At 55.8% G+C, this 14,443-nt stretch carries 11 protein-coding genes and 1 pseudogene; 9 read left to right on the top strand and 3 right to left on the bottom strand.

Annotated elements, in window-relative coordinates:
• Positions 1–213: 213 nt before the first annotated feature.
• Entirely contained in the window at positions 214–1,734 is a 1,521-nt protein-coding gene (locus ACI2I2_RS17560; protein WP_404659048.1) for a sugar ABC transporter ATP-binding protein, read from the top strand.
• The gene (locus ACI2I2_RS17555; RefSeq protein WP_404659047.1) at positions 1,731–2,732 is read left to right on the top strand and encodes a ribose ABC transporter permease; all 1,002 of its coding nucleotides are present in this window, start codon (positions 1,731–1,733) and stop codon (positions 2,730–2,732) included. The genes ACI2I2_RS17560 and ACI2I2_RS17555 overlap by 4 nt, the downstream gene beginning before the upstream one ends.
• Here ACI2I2_RS17555 and ACI2I2_RS17550 read toward each other — a convergent pair.
• Positions 2,720–2,806: pseudogene (locus tag ACI2I2_RS17550) on the bottom strand (hypothetical protein); the annotation flags it as partial. The gene ACI2I2_RS17555 and the pseudogene ACI2I2_RS17550 sit on opposite strands and share 13 nt — an antisense overlap.
• A 35-nt stretch (positions 2,807–2,841) precedes the next feature.
• Between ACI2I2_RS17550 and ACI2I2_RS17545 the strand changes: the two are divergent.
• The 4 genes from ACI2I2_RS17545 to ACI2I2_RS17530 all read left to right on the top strand — a co-directional run bounded on the left by ACI2I2_RS17545 (position 2,842) and on the right by ACI2I2_RS17530 (position 6,470).
• Positions 2,842–3,783, top strand: coding sequence for an ABC transporter substrate-binding protein (locus ACI2I2_RS17545; protein WP_404659046.1), 942 nt, complete (start codon positions 2,842–2,844; stop codon positions 3,781–3,783).
• Positions 3,784–3,904: 121 nt separating this feature from the next.
• Positions 3,905–4,591, top strand: a complete 687-nt coding sequence (locus ACI2I2_RS17540; protein ID WP_404659045.1) for a D-lyxose/D-mannose family sugar isomerase — start codon at positions 3,905–3,907, stop codon at positions 4,589–4,591.
• Positions 4,592–4,602: 11 nt separating this feature from the next.
• The gene (locus tag ACI2I2_RS17535) at positions 4,603–5,463 is read left to right on the top strand and encodes a ketose 1,6-bisphosphate aldolase (protein ID WP_404659044.1); all 861 of its coding nucleotides are present in this window, start codon (positions 4,603–4,605) and stop codon (positions 5,461–5,463) included.
• Complete coding sequence (locus tag ACI2I2_RS17530; RefSeq protein ID WP_404659051.1) at positions 5,460–6,470, top strand: carbohydrate kinase family protein; 1,011 nt, start codon at positions 5,460–5,462, stop codon at positions 6,468–6,470. Before ACI2I2_RS17535 ends, ACI2I2_RS17530 begins: the two co-directional genes overlap by 4 nt.
• Positions 6,471–6,593: 123 nt before the next feature.
• Here the strand turns inward: ACI2I2_RS17530 and ACI2I2_RS17525 are convergent, their stop codons facing one another.
• On the bottom strand, positions 6,594–7,322 hold the full coding sequence (locus tag ACI2I2_RS17525; protein ID WP_404659050.1) for a response regulator: 729 nt from the start codon (positions 7,320–7,322) through the stop codon (positions 6,594–6,596).
• A gap of 262 nt (positions 7,323–7,584) precedes the next feature.
• Here ACI2I2_RS17525 and fdhF point away from each other — a divergent pair, with 262 nt between their 5' ends.
• Together fdhF and ACI2I2_RS17515 are read left to right on the top strand one after the other, a co-directional pair.
• Positions 7,585–9,732 (top strand): formate dehydrogenase subunit alpha, encoded by a 2,148-nt coding sequence (fdhF, locus tag ACI2I2_RS17520; RefSeq protein WP_404659043.1) that lies wholly within the window; start codon positions 7,585–7,587, stop codon positions 9,730–9,732.
• Positions 9,733–9,875: 143 nt separating this feature from the next.
• Entirely contained in the window at positions 9,876–10,547 is a 672-nt protein-coding gene (locus ACI2I2_RS17515) for a tetratricopeptide repeat protein (RefSeq protein ID WP_404659042.1), read from the top strand.
• 126 nt (positions 10,548–10,673) lie between these two features.
• On the opposite strand, the gene gltP is transcribed toward ACI2I2_RS17515, so the two are convergent.
• Entirely contained in the window at positions 10,674–11,987 is a 1,314-nt protein-coding gene (gene gltP, locus ACI2I2_RS17510; RefSeq protein ID WP_404659041.1) for a glutamate/aspartate:proton symporter GltP, read from the bottom strand.
• Between the two features lie 415 nt (positions 11,988–12,402).
• Here gltP and acs point away from each other — a divergent pair, with 415 nt between their 5' ends.
• Positions 12,403–14,361, top strand: a complete 1,959-nt coding sequence (gene acs / locus ACI2I2_RS17505; RefSeq protein ID WP_404659040.1) for an acetate--CoA ligase — start codon at positions 12,403–12,405, stop codon at positions 14,359–14,361.
• The last annotated feature ends 82 nt before the right edge of the window (positions 14,362–14,443 follow it).

Below are 14,443 nucleotides of genomic sequence, written 5' to 3'. Positions count from 1 at the left end.
ATTATTAGGGAAAGAGTACAGTAATATGGTCACAGGCGAATGACCATATTACTGGGGATCCCTCAGCCCCGCGGGAGAGGGTTAGGGAGAGGGGCGCGCTGTGAGTCACATCAACTTCCCCGCAATATGACAAATATGAACGGCCTCTGACATTTTGCATTTACTTTCCTGTGATGGACTGCTGATATCGACCAGACTCTCAGGAGTGCCACCATGAATCAGACGCCCGTGTTGGAGATGCGCAACATTGCCAAAGCGTTCGGCAAATTCTATGCGCTGAAAGGGGTGGACCTGACGGTCTATCCCGGCGAAATCCATGCGCTGATGGGTGAAAATGGCGCGGGGAAAAGCACGCTGATGAAGATCCTCGCCGGGGCCTATACCGCCACCAGCGGCGAGATCCTGATTGACGGTCAGCCGCATACCATCAAAGGCCCGAAAGACGCACTCGGCGCAGGCATTACCCTGATTTATCAGGAGATGCAGCTCGCACCGAACCTGACCGTGGCAGAAAACATTTTCCTCGGCAGTGAGCTTTCTCGCGGCGGCCTGGTGCAGCGCAAAACCATGGTGATGCAAGCGCAGGAGGTGATTAACCGCCTGGGCGCTCAGTTCAAAGCAACCGATCTGGTCATGAAGCTAACCATCGCCGAGCAGCAGCAGGTGGAAATCGCCCGCGCACTGCACCGCAACAGCCGCATTCTGGTGATGGATGAACCCACCGCCGCCCTTTCTTCCCGTGAAACACACCGCCTGTTTGAACTCATCATGCGTCTTCGTGATGAGGGCATGGCGATCATCTACATCAGCCATCGCATGGCGGAAGTGTATGAACTCTCCGACCGCGTGAGCGTGCTACGCGACGGGCAATACGTCGGCAGCCTGACTCGCGACAAACTGAATGCTTCTGAACTGGTGCGGATGATGGTTGGCCGCCCGTTAAGCGATCTGTTCAACAAAGAGCGCGATATCCCGCACGGCCAACCGCGCCTTAACGTTCACCATCTGACGGATGGCGGCAAAGTGCAGCCGTGCAGCCTGCTGGTGCGCTCGGGTGAAATTGTCGGGCTGGCGGGGTTGGTTGGCGCAGGGCGCTCCGAACTGGCGCAGCTTATCTTCGGCGTACGCAAAGCGACCGCCGGCGTGATTGAGGTCGATGGCGAACCGGTGCTTATCCACTCCCCGCGCGAAGCGATTGATTTGGGCATTGGTTTCCTGACGGAGAACCGCAAAGAGCAAGGGCTGTTCCTCGAACTGGCGGCGCAGGAAAACATCACCATGGCGACGCTGGAGCGCGATGCACATTACGGCATGCTCGACCGCAAAAAGGCGCAAAGCATTTCTGACGACGCTATCAAGCTGCTGAATATTCGCGTGCCGCACTCGCAGGTGCGGGCGGGCGGATTATCAGGGGGTAATCAGCAAAAGCTGTTGATCTCTCGCTGGGTCGCCATCGGCCCACGCATTTTGATTCTGGATGAACCCACACGCGGTGTGGACGTGGGCGCGAAGAGCGAAATCTATCGCATCATGAACCAGATGGCGCGACAGGGCGTGGCAATTCTGATGATTTCCAGCGAGCTGCCGGAAGTGGTCGGCATGAGCGACCGGGTTTACGTGATGCGTGAAGGCAGCATCGCCGGGGAACTCCTCAGCCACGACATTACCCAGGAAAACATTATGACGCTGGCTACCGGCGTAAACGAATCCCATCACCAGGCGGTGTCACCATGAGCAAAGAGAACTCCGTACCCACACCTCAGCAAGTCGCGAAAACGTCAGCCAAAAAAATGCTGATGGGGGATTTGATGCAAACCGTCGGTATCTTGCCGATATTGATCCTGATTGTGGCGGTGTTTGGCTTTATCACGCCAAACTTCTTCACCGAGAGTAATTTGCTGAACATCACCCGCCAGGCATCCATCAACATTGTGCTCGCGGCGGGCATGACCTTCATCATTCTGACCGGCGGGATTGACCTGTCAGTTGGCTCAATCCTCGGCACCACGGCGGTCGCCGCGATGGTGGTGTCGCTGATCCCTCAATTCGCCCTGTTATCGATTCCGGCAGCGCTGATGCTCGGGCTGGTATTGGGCTTGTTCAACGGAGCCTTAGTGGCGTTTGCCGGGCTACCGCCGTTTATTGTCACGCTAGGCACGTATACCGCCCTGCGAGGCGCGGCCTATCTGCTGGCAGACGGCACGACAGTCATCAACTCCGACATCAGCTTTGAGTGGATAGGCAACAACTACCTCGGGCCGATCCCGTGGCTGGTGGTGATTGCGCTGGCGGTAATTGCGGTGTGCTGGTTCATTCTGCGCCGCACCACACTTGGCGTTCATATCTATGCGGTTGGCGGCAACATGCAGGCCGCGCGGCTGACGGGCATCAAAGTGTGGCTGGTGTTGCTGTTTGTCTACGGCATGAGCGGCCTGCTTTCCGGGCTTGGCGGCATCATGAGCGCCTCACGGCTTTACAGCGCCAACGGCAACCTTGGCGTGGGCTATGAGCTGGATGCGATTGCGGCGGTGATCCTCGGCGGCACCAGTTTTGTCGGCGGGATCGGCACGATCACCGGCACGCTGGTTGGTGCGTTGATCATCGCCACACTCAATAACGGCATGACGCTGATGGGCGTCTCTTACTTCTGGCAATTGGTGATCAAAGGGGCGGTGATCATCATTGCAGTGCTGATAGACAAATACCGTACCCGACATCATCAAAGTGCATAAACCCTGCCGGATGGCGGCGTATACGCCTTAACCGGCCTACCCGTAGGCCTGATAAGCGCAGCGCCATCAGGCAATGACAATAAAAAGTACCCTACATGAGGAAAGTCATATGCGTTTAAAGCCACTCGCCCTCGCACTCTGTGCAGGCACCCTGCTCGCCGCCGCGCCTTTTGTGCAGGCTAAAGAGCTGAAATCTATCGGCGTAACGGTGGGCGATCTTGCCAACCCGTTCTTCGTGCAAATCACTAAAGGGGCTGAACTGGAAGCCCGTAAGCTGGCGGGCGATAACGTCAAAGTGACGCTGGTGTCCAGCGGCTATGACCTCGGCCAGCAGGTGTCGCAGATTGACAACTTTATCGCCGCCAAGGTCGACATGATTATCCTCAACGCCGCGGATTCTAAAGGCATCGGCCCCGCAGTGAAGCGCGCGAAAGAAGCGGGCATCGTGGTGGTGGCGGTCGACGTAGCAGCCGAAGGCGCTGATGCCACCATCACCTCCGATAACACCCAGGCGGGCGAGATGGCCTGTAAATACATCACCGACCGCCTGAAAGGCAAAGGCAACGTGGTTATCATCAACGGGCCACCAGTCTCCGCAGTGCAGAACCGTGTGGAAGGCTGCCAGACCGAATTCAAGCGCCACCCGGATATCAAGGTGCTCTCCTATAACCAAAACGCCAAAGGCAGCCGCGAAGGTGGGCTGGAAGTGATGACCTCGCTGCTGGCTGCGAATCCGAAGATCGACGGCGTGTTCGCGATAAACGATCCGACCGCGATCGGGGCCGATCTGGCGGCGAAACAAGCGCAACGTAAAGAGTTCTTTATCGTCGGCGTGGATGGCAGCCCGGACGGCGAAGAAGCGCTGAAACGTCAGAACTCGCTGTTCGTGGCGACGCCAGCGCAAGACCCGCAGGTGATGGCGGCAAAAGCGGTGGAAATCGGCTATGACATTCTGCAAGGGAAGCCTGCGCCGACAGCGCCAGTGCTGATCCCGGTGACGATGATCGATAAGAACAACGTCGGCAGTTATAAGGGGTGGACGGTTAAGTAAGATTTGTGCGCGCCCCTCTCCCTAACCCTCTCCCGAAAGGGAGAGGGGACTTTCTTTTCTCCCTCTCCCTTTCGGGAGAGGGTCGGGGAGAGGGGTCACCACCGATGCCAAAGGAGAACCAATGAAACGCTCCGAAATTAACAACATTCTCGGCCATACGCGTCAGTTTTTCTCCCAGCACGACGTGCATCTGCCGCCGTTCGCCAGCTTCCCGCCGACCCAGTGGCAGAAGCTTGATCCCGATGCCTGGCACGAGGTGTTTGCCCTTAAACTGGGCTGGGATGTCACCGCCTTTGGCGGCACCAATTTTCTCGCTCAGGGGCTGACGTTGTTCACTCTGCGCAACGGCTCGCCCAACGGGATGCCGTACGAAAAAACCTACGCAGAAAAGATCATGCACGTTCGCGACGGCCAGGTGACGCCGATGCATTTTCACTGGCGTAAACGGGAAGACATCATCAACCGTGGCGGTAGCAACCTGATTGTCGAACTGTGGAACGCCGACGCGCTTGAGCAGACGGAAAATACCGATGTCACGGTAACCATTGACGGTTGCACTCAGACGCACACTGCTGGCAGTCAGCTACGTCTCACGCCTGGTGAAAGCATCTGTTTGCCGCCGGGGCTTTATCACAGCTTTTGGGGTGAACGTGGATTTGGCGACGTGCTGGTGGGGGAAGTGTCGACCATCAACGATGACGATCACGACAACCATTTCCTGTTCCCGCTCGACCGCTATAACAACATTGAAGAAGACGAGCCGGCGCATCTGGTGCTGTGCAACGAATACCGCCTGTTTCGCAGCTAAAGGAGAATGCTATGCCGATGATTTCTCTTGCCGAAGGATTAGCGCACGCCCGCGAGCACGGCTATGCGCTGGGTGCGTTTAACGTGCTCGATTCCCATTTCCTGCGCGCTCTGTTTGCCGCTGCTGAGCAGGAGCGCTCGCCGTTTATCATCAATATCGCTGAAATGCATTTTAAATATTTGTCGCTGGAGTCGCTGGTTGAAGCCGTGCGTTTTGAAGCGGCCCGACACGACATTCCCGTGGTGCTGAATCTCGATCACGGCCTGCACTTTGAGGCCGTCGTGCGCGCGCTGCGTTTGGGCTTCAGCTCGGTGATGTTTGACGGCTCCACGCTGAGTTACGACGAAAATATTCGTCAGACCCGTGAAGTGGTGAAGATGTGCCATGCGGTTGGCGTGTCGGTGGAAGCTGAACTGGGCGCCGTGGGCGGCGATGAAGGCGGTGCGCTGTACGGTCATGCCGATGAAGCCTTTTTCACCGACCCGGATTTAGCTCGCGAATTTGTCGACAGAACCGGCATTGACGCGCTCGCCGTCGCCATCGGTAACGCTCACGGCAAATATAAAGGCGAACCGAAGCTCGATTTCGCCCGTCTCGATGCCATTCGTCAACAAACCGGTTTACCGCTGGTGCTGCACGGCGGTTCGGGGATCAGCGATGCCGATTTCCGTCGGGCGATTGAACTGGGCATTCACAAAATCAATTTCTACACCGGGATGTCGCAGGCCGCTTTGCAGGCGGTTGAACACCGCATGGCGCACCGTCAGCCTATTTACGATGAGTTTGCGGAACTGCTGCTCGGCATCGAAACAGCCATTACCGACATCGTCGCCGAACAGATGCGCATCTTCGGCAGCGCAGGGAGACTCTGATGGAACGTCAGGGGATTATCGCCGCCGGGAATATGCTGGTGGATCACGTGCATAAAATTGTGCAGTGGCCGGAGCGCGGCTGGCTGGCGGAAATCACCCACAGCGAACGTTCCACCGGTGGCGCACCGCTCAATGTGCTGCTGACGCTGGCGAAAATGCGCAGCCACCTGCCGTTGCAGGCCGTCGGGCTGGTGGGCGAAGACAGCGACGGCGATTACATTATGGCGATGCTCGACCAGTATCACGTCAATCGTCAGCACGTGCAGCGCACCAGTTTTGCGCCTACGTCGATGTCGCAGGTGATGACCGATCCCAGCGGGCAGCGCACTTTTTTCCATTCACCGGGCGCGAATCGCCTGTTAGATCTTCCGGCTTTTGATCGGCTGGAAGGATCGATGAAAATCTTCCATCTTGGTTATCTGCTGCTGCTCGATAGCCTCGATCTGGCTGATAAAGAATTCGGCACTCGTGCCGCACGCCTGTTGGCGCAAATGCGAGAAAAAGGCTATGAAACGTCGCTGGATTTGGTGTCACGCAAAGGCGATCCACGCTATCAGCCGTTGGTACGTCCGGCGCTCAAACACCTCGACTATCTGGTAATCAACGAACTGGAAGCCGGGGAGTTTAGTGAGCTGGATATTCGCGCGGATAACGGCGAGCCGATTATCGACAATATCGCCAAAGCTTCAGCCCTGCTGTTAAAAGCAGGCGTGAGGCAGCGAGTGGTTATCCATTGCCCGGAAGGCGCATGGTGTGAGGCGCCAAACGAAAAAGGCCAGTGGGTGCCGTCGTGGCGGCTGGCGCAGAATGAGATTGTCGGCAGCGTCGGGGCCGGAGATGCCTTCTGTGCAGGATTCCTTTATGGCTGCCATGAAAAATGGGGATTGCGTGAAAGTGTCCTTTTGGCACATGCCTGTGCCAGAGCCAGCCTGTTGTGTGCCAACGCCATTGACGGCGCGAAAACGCTGGAAGAGTTGCAGGTGTTTATCAGTGAGAGCGGGGGGTAAATGCCGGTGATATTTGTGGTTTTGTAGGTCAGGTAAGCGAAGCGCCACCTGACAATCATTGCCGTCTGCGGATTGCCGGATGGCGCTACGCTTATCCGGCCTACAACTGACACAGTCACACGATCAAGCCGCCTTGTCGCTATGCACCACATCCGCAGCAAACACATAGCCCAGCCCGCGCAGGGTTTTGATCAGCGTCGGCTGATGAGGATTCAGCTCGATCTTGCGTCTCAGGCGCATGATCAGCACGTCAATCGTACGATCAAACACCTCCATGCTTTCGCTGTGCGTGAGCTCCAGTAATTGTTCACGGCTCAGCACTCGCCGCGCGTTTTGCGCCAGCGCCTGCAATAATCCATATTCACCTTGTGTCAGCGGAACCACCTGCAGTTGCGGGTTGATGAGCTCACAGCGCTGCGTGTCCAGTCGCCAGCCGTTGAACGTCATGCCACTCCCCTGCCCACCGCTTTCAACAGCCAGCGCACCACTGCGCCGCAACACCGCTTTCAGGCGTGCCACCACAATCCGCGGATTAAACGGCTTACCGATGTAGTCATCCGCCCCCATTTCGAGCCCGACCACCACGTCAGCTTCGCTGCCCATTCCGGTGAGCATCACCACCGGCAGCTCAGGGCGTAATCGCTGTATCTGGGTGAGCACCTGTAGGCCATTGATATCCGGCAGCATCATATCCAGCAGCACCAGCGCGATATCTGGCCGCTCTGCCGCCATCGCCACGCCTTGTTGTCCAAGATGGCAAACCTCGACGTCAAAAACATGCTCGACTAGCACATCCCGCAACAGCTCGCAGAGGGCGGTATCGTCATCAATCACCAGTATGAGCGGTTTCATCATCAGCCCCCTGCACAAGTGTCATAGCGTAAGTCTGGATGATTCTGCACTGGGCTCAAGCCTTTGCCACTGCGGGGTGATGAATCTTTAACCGCCGTCACATCCCGGCGACGTTCGACACGTCAAAACTGACGAGCCGTGTGATTTCGTCAGCCGGAAAGCCCTTCAGCCCGGCAAATACCCCTACATTCAGGAGTGGCATAAAACCTGCATTAATCAGCGCTGAACGCATTTATGCGACTGTTTAACTGGAGCGAAACCGATGAAAAAAGTCGTCACGGTTTGCCCTTATTGCGCATCGGGCTGCAAGATAAACCTGGTGGTGGATAACGGCAAAATAGTCCGGGCGGAAGCGGCGCAGGGGAAAACCAATAAGGGCACGCTGTGCCTGAAAGGCTACTACGGCTGGGATTTTATTAACGATACCCAGATCCTCACCCCGCGCCTGAAAAGCCCGATGATCCGTCGTGAGCGCGGCGGCAAGCTGGAAAACGTCTCCTGGGACGAAGCCCTGAATTATGTGGCTGAACGCCTGAGTGCCATTAAAGAAAAATATGGCCCGGATGCTATCCAGACCACCGGTTCCTCTCGCGGAACAGGCAACGAAACCAACTACATCATGCAGAAATTTGCGCGCGCCGTTATTGGTACCAATAACGTGGACTGCTGCGCACGCGTCTGACACGGCCCTTCGGTTGCAGGTCTGCACCAGTCGGTCGGTAATGGCGCCATGAGTAATGCCATCAACGAAATTGATAATACCGATCTCGTGTTTATCTTCGGGTATAACCCGGCAGATTCACACCCTATCGTGGCGAATCACGTGATTAACGCCAAACGTAATGGGGCGAAAATTATCGTCTGCGATCCGCGTAAGATTGAAACCGCGCGCATTGCTGATATGCATATTGCGCTGAAAAACGGCTCGAATATCGCGCTGCTCAATGCGCTTGGGCATGTGATCATCGAAGAGAATCTGTACGACACGGCGTTTGTCGCCAGCCGTACTGAAGGCTTCGAGGAGTATCGCAAAATTGTCGAAGGCTACACGCCGGAGTCGGTGGAAGCCATTACCGGCGTGAGCGCGCAGGAAATTCGCCAGTGCGCAAGAATGTACGCCAACGCAAAATCAGCGGCGATCCTGTGGGGCATGGGCGTCACCCAGTTCTATCAGGGCGTTGAAACCGTTCGCTCGCTGACAAGCCTCGCCATGCTGACCGGCAACCTCGGTCGTCCGAGCGTCGGCGTCAACCCGGTGCGTGGGCAGAACAACGTGCAGGGCGCGTGTGATATGGGCGCACTGCCGGACACCTATCCGGGCTATCAGTACGTCAACAACCCGGCTAACCGCGAGAAATTCGCCAAAGCCTGGGGCGTGGAAAGCCTGCCAGCACATACCGGCTATCGCATCAGCGAGCTGCCGCACCGTGCGGCGCATGGTGAAGTTCGTGCGGCTTACATCATGGGCGAAGATCCGCTCCAGACGGATGCGGAACTCTCTGCGGTGCGTAAAGGGTTTGAAGATCTCGAACTGGTTATCGTGCAGGACATCTTTATGACCAAAACGGCGTCCGCCGCAGACGTCATTTTGCCGTCCACCTCCTGGGGTGAGCACGAAGGCGTATACACCGCCGCAGACCGTGGCTTCCAGCGCTTCTTTAAAGCGGTAGAGCCGAAGTGGGATCTGAAAACCGACTGGCAAATCATCAGTGAAATCGCCACCCGCATGGGCTATGCGATGCACTACAACAACACTCAGGAAATCTGGGATGAGTTGCGTAATCTCTGCCCAAGCTTTAAGGGTGCCACTTACGAAAAAATGGGTGAACTGGGCTATGTGATGTGGCCTTGCCGCGATGAGTCTGACGACGATCAGGGCACGTCATATCTCTTCAAAGAGAAGTTCGACACCCCGAACGGCATGGCGCAGTTCTTTACCTGCGACTGGGTCGCGCCTGTCGATAAGCTCACCGAAGAGTATCCGATGGTGCTGTCCACCGTGCGCGAAGTGGGTCACTACTCCTGTCGTTCGATGACCGGCAACTGTGCGGCTTTGGCGGCGCTGGCCGATGAACCAGGTTATGCGCAGATCAACACGGCCGATGCCGCTGAGCTGGGCATTGAGAACGAAGCACTGGTGTGGGTCAACTCCCGCAAAGGCCGGGTCATCACTCGCGCTCAGGTCAGCGACCGCCCAAATAAAGGCGCCGTGTATATGACCTATCAGTGGTGGATTGGTGCCTGTAACGAGCTGGTGACCGAGAACCTGAGCCCGATAACCAAAACGCCGGAGTACAAATACTGCGCCGTTCGGGTGGAACGTATCGCCGATCAGCACGCTGCCGAGCAGTACGTTATTGACGAGTACAACAAGCTGAAATCCCGGTTACGTGAGAGTGCTCTGGGTTAAGGCTGTTCGTTAATGGCTCATTTGGGGTGACGCTGTTCACCCCTTTTTTTGGTCTTTATTCAGACCAGGTGTCATCATCGTCATTCTTTTCTTCGGCTTCGCCCCTTATACTGCCTCCCTTTCCCAATGCGGACAAAAAACAGATGATAAAACGCTGCGGTTTACTCTTGTTACTCCCTTTGTTGGCCCACGCCGATGAGATTGGCAGCCAGTATAAGGCGCAGGCCGAAGCGGGCGACAAGCGCGCGCAATACTATCTGGCGGATACTTATTTCAGTTCCGGTGACGAAAAGCACGCGCTCTACTGGGCGGATAAAGCCGCGCAAAGTGGCGACCCCGATGCTGTCGCATTGTTGGCGCAGATGATGATGAAAACGGACCTGCCCAATGCCCGCAAACTGGCCGAACAGGCCACGCTGGCCGGCAGTGAAAGCGGAGAAATCACCCTCGCGCACACCCTGTTGAACAGCCATGCGGGAAAAACCGATTACCCACGCGCCATTACGTTGCTGCAAAAAGCGGCAGAAAACCGGGACAGCGACGCCGCTGTCGATGCCCAAATGCTGCTGGGGCTGATTTATGCCAACGGCGGCGAAGTCAAAGAAGACGATGCAAAAGCCACCGAGTTCCTTAAGAGCAGCTCAATGCTGTCGCGTTCGGGCTATGCCGAATACTGGGCGGCTAAAATCTTCGAGCTGGGTGAACCGGGCTTTATTCAGCCGAATAAACAGAAAGCCTTGAACTGGTATAACGTCAGCTGTGTGGAAGGGAATGATGAGGGTTGCGAGGACTTTGATCGGTTGAGCGGCGAGTAAAACGCCGGGCGGCACTGCGTTTGCCCGGCCTACAAAAATATTGCCGTAACACCCAATCTACAAACCGTGTGTGGCCCAGATCATTTGTAGGCCGGATAAGCGCTAGCGCCATCCGGCATGTTGACCTTAATGGTTCGCGGTCTTATCAAATTTCCCCAGCATTTCACGCTCATAGGCCAGCGCTTTTTTGCGGTCGAATTTGTGTTCCCACTTGGCAATCACCAGCACCGCCAGCGCATTACCCACTACGTTCAGCGCCGTACGCGCCATGTCGAGAATACGGTCAACACCGGCGATAAACGCCAGGCCTTCCAGCGGAATTCCCACACTGCCCAGCGTAGCCAACAGCACAACGAACGAAACGCCCGGCACGCCTGCGATGCCTTTCGAGGTCACCATCAGCGTCAGCACCAGAATGATTTCCTGGCCGATCGAGAGATCGATACCGTACAGCTGAGCGATGAAAATCGCGGCAATACTCTGGTACAGCGTGGACCCATCAAGGTTAAAGGAATAGCCGGTCGGCACCACGAAACTGGTGATTGACGGCGGTGCACCGTAGGCTTCCATCTTCTCGATAATTCGCGGCAGCACGCTCTCTGAACTCGCCGTGGAGTACGCCAGAATCAGTTCGTCTTTGAGGATACGAATCAAAATCCAGATGCTCAGCCCGCACAGTTTCGCCACCGCACCCAGTACCACCAGCGCGAAGAAGGCGATTGCGGCGTACACCAGAATAACCAGCTTGGCGAGCGGCAGCAGCGAGGCAAAACCGAAGTTGGCGACGGTGACAGAAATCAACGCGAACACCCCAACCGGTGCGTAACGCATCACCATGTGAGTGACTTTAAACATCGTTTCCGACACAGAACGGAACACGGTCACCAGCGGCTCACGATGTGTAGCGGGCAATGAAGACAGGCCCAGACCAAACAGCACCGAGAAGAAGATGATCGGCAACATTTCACCTTTCGCCATGGAAGCGAAGATGTTGGTCGGCACCAGCGACAGGATAGTGCCCATCAGGCCATGCGCGTGGCTTGCCACTTCCGCCGTGGTGCTCTGATATTTCGAAATATCGACGGTTGCCAGATGCGACATATCAATACCAGCACCTGGCTTGAAGACGTTCGCCAGCGTAATGCCCAGCACGATGGCAACGGTGGTGATGATTTCAAAATAGATAATGGTTTTGGCGCCAATACGGCCCAGGGACTTCGCATCGCCCACGCCTGCAATCCCGACCACCAGCGTCGAAATAACGATTGGCACCACAATCATTTTGATCAGATGAATAAAGATATCACCCGCCGGTGACAGCAAATTGGCAATCAGCCATTCACGGCTGTCACTTTGATAATGCAGGTAACTGCCCAGAAGAATACCCAGCACCAACGCCAGCAGGATCTGCCAGGCCAGGCTGACTTTCGCTTTTTTCATAACTACAGACTTCCTCAATACAGGGCGTTATTCATGTAACAAATAACACCCACTGAAAGGGGGATGATTTGTGTTGCGTTTGTAAGGGGAGTTTTTAACGCGCCGTATCAGTACCACCTGTACAGCCTGCTGCGCAACCCTTTCAGAACAGGGCTTTGGGCTGTCAAAAGTGGGATGAGCGTGAATTAAGTCTGGTTAGCAAAAATAACCTTTTGTTCTGCAAAACTTTTTTAAAGCGAAAAAACTATAAATTCATTACCGTTATTATTCGCCTTAAAAGATTCATTTGATGGATTTTCATCCATTGCGATTAATGCGTGATCTGTCGCCCAAATAATAAACAAAGCCGCTAAAAGCTCTATTATTAACGTTTGTTTGACATATATTTAACATTCTAATAAGGAGAGCAAAAGCCATGAGCCAGGTCCATAAACACCCTATTCCCGCAAACATTGCGGAAAACTGCCTGATTAACCCGGAACAGTATCAAGCGAAGTATCAACAGTCCGTCAGCGACCCGGATACCTTCTGGGGCGACCAGGGCAAAATCCTCGACTGGATCAAGCCTTACAGTAAGGTCAAAAACACCTCTTTCGCCCCGGGCAACGTCTCCATTAAATGGTATGAAGACGGCACCCTCAACCTGGCGGCCAACTGCCTCGACAGGCATCTGGCGGAGCGCGGCGACCAGACAGCTATCATCTGGGAAGGCGACGATGCCAGCCAGAGCAAACACATCACTTACAAAGAACTGCACCGCGACGTCTGCCGCTTCGCCAATGTCCTGACCGAATTGGGCATTAAGAAAGGTGACGTGGTGGCCATCTATATGCCGATGGTGCCGGAAGCCGCTGTCGCGATGCTCGCCTGTGCGCGCATTGGTGCCGTGCATTCGGTCATCTTCGGCGGATTCTCCCCGGAAGCCGTCGCGGGCCGTATTATCGATTCCAGCTCACGTCTGGTGATCACTGCCGATGAAGGCGTGCGCGCGGGCCGTTCAATCCCGCTGAAGAAAAACGTCGATGACGCCCTGAAAAACCCGAACGTGAAAAGCGTTGAGCATGTGGTTGTGCTCAAACGTACCGGCGGGAAAACGGAATGGCACGAAGGCCGCGACCTGTGGTGGAGTGACCTTATCGACAAAGCAAGCGATCAGCATCAGCCCGTAGAAATGGGTGCTGAAGATCCGCTGTTTATCCTTTATACCTCCGGTTCTACCGGCAAACCGAAAGGCGTGCTGCATACCACCGGTGGCTATCTGGTGTATGCCGCGACCACCTTTAAATATGTCTTTGACTACCATCAGGGCGATATTTACTGGTGTACGGCAGATGTGGGCTGGGTCACCGGTCACAGCTATCTGTTGTACGGGCCGCTGGCCTGTGGCGCGACCACGCTGATGTTCGAAGGTGTGCCAAACTGGCCGACGCCAGCACGTATGAGCCAGGTTGTGGATAAGCACAAGGTCAATATTCTCTACACTGCCCCTACGGCGATTCGTGCGCTGATGGCGGAAGGTGACAAAGCCGTACAAGGCACTGACCGCTCTTCTCTGCGCATTCTCGGTTCCGTGGGCGAGCCTATCAACCCGGAAGCCTGGGAGTGGTACTGGAAGAAAATCGGCAATGAAAAATGCCCGGTGATGGACACCTGGTGGCAGACCGAAACCGGCGGTTTCATGATTACCCCACTGCCAGGCGCGATTGAGCTGAAAGCCGGTTCCGCAACGCGTCCTTTCTTTGGTGTACAGCCTGCACTGGTGGACAACGAAGGCAAGCCGCAGGAAGGCGCGACCGAAGGCAACCTGGTGATTGTCGACTCCTGGCCGGGCCAGGCGCGTACGCTGTTTGGCGATCACGAGCGCTTCGAGCAAACCTACTTCTCCACCTTCAAAAACATGTATTTCAGCGGTGACGGCGCTCGTCGTGATGAAGACGGTTATTACTGGATTACTGGCCGCGTGGACGATGTACTGAACGTTTCTGGTCACCGTCTGGGCACGGCTGAAATTGAGTCGGCGCTGGTGTCGCACCCGAAAGTCGCGGAAGCGGCAGTGGTGGGGATCCCGCATAACATCAAGGGCCAGGCAATTTACGCCTATGTGACCCTGAACCATGGTGAAGAACCGACGCCAGAACTGTATACCGAAGTGCGCAACTGGGTGCGCAAAGAGATTGGTCCGCTGGCAACGCCAGACGTGCTGCACTGGACTGACTCGCTGCCGAAAACCCGCTCCGGCAAGATCATGCGCCGTATTCTGCGCAAAATCGCCGCCGGGGATACCAGCAACTTTGGCGATACCTCGACGCTGGCCGATCCGGGCGTGGTGGAAAAACTGCTCGAAGAGAAGCAGTCCATTACGATGCCTTCTTAACGAAATTTGTGCAGTCATAAGCCCTAACGTAAGCCGGGCAAACGCAGTACCGCCCGGCAATACAATGCCGGATGGCGCTACG

It is taken from the genome of Scandinavium sp. NPDC088450 (assembly GCF_044900545.1).
Taxonomy (GTDB): domain Bacteria; phylum Pseudomonadota; class Gammaproteobacteria; order Enterobacterales; family Enterobacteriaceae; genus Scandinavium.
The sequence above is the reverse complement of the archived record's forward strand: the minus strand, read 5'-3'. Positions and strand labels throughout refer to the sequence as shown.

Coding starts and splice junctions, on each gene's coding strand:
- ACI2I2_RS17540 (WP_404659045.1), top strand. CDS start 3,905: ATGAAACGCTCCGAAATTAACAACATTCTCGGCCATACGCGTCAGTTT.
- gltP (WP_404659041.1), bottom strand. CDS start 11,987: ATGAAAAAAGCGAAAGTCAGCCTGGCCTGGCAGATCCTGCTGGCGTTG.
- ACI2I2_RS17560 (WP_404659048.1), top strand. CDS start 214: ATGAATCAGACGCCCGTGTTGGAGATGCGCAACATTGCCAAAGCGTTC.
- ACI2I2_RS17525 (WP_404659050.1), bottom strand. CDS start 7,322: ATGAAACCGCTCATACTGGTGATTGATGACGATACCGCCCTCTGCGAG.
- ACI2I2_RS17515 (WP_404659042.1), top strand. CDS start 9,876: ATGATAAAACGCTGCGGTTTACTCTTGTTACTCCCTTTGTTGGCCCAC.
- ACI2I2_RS17535 (WP_404659044.1), top strand. CDS start 4,603: ATGCCGATGATTTCTCTTGCCGAAGGATTAGCGCACGCCCGCGAGCAC.
- acs (WP_404659040.1), top strand. CDS start 12,403: ATGAGCCAGGTCCATAAACACCCTATTCCCGCAAACATTGCGGAAAAC.
- ACI2I2_RS17545 (WP_404659046.1), top strand. CDS start 2,842: ATGCGTTTAAAGCCACTCGCCCTCGCACTCTGTGCAGGCACCCTGCTC.
- ACI2I2_RS17555 (WP_404659047.1), top strand. CDS start 1,731: ATGAGCAAAGAGAACTCCGTACCCACACCTCAGCAAGTCGCGAAAACG.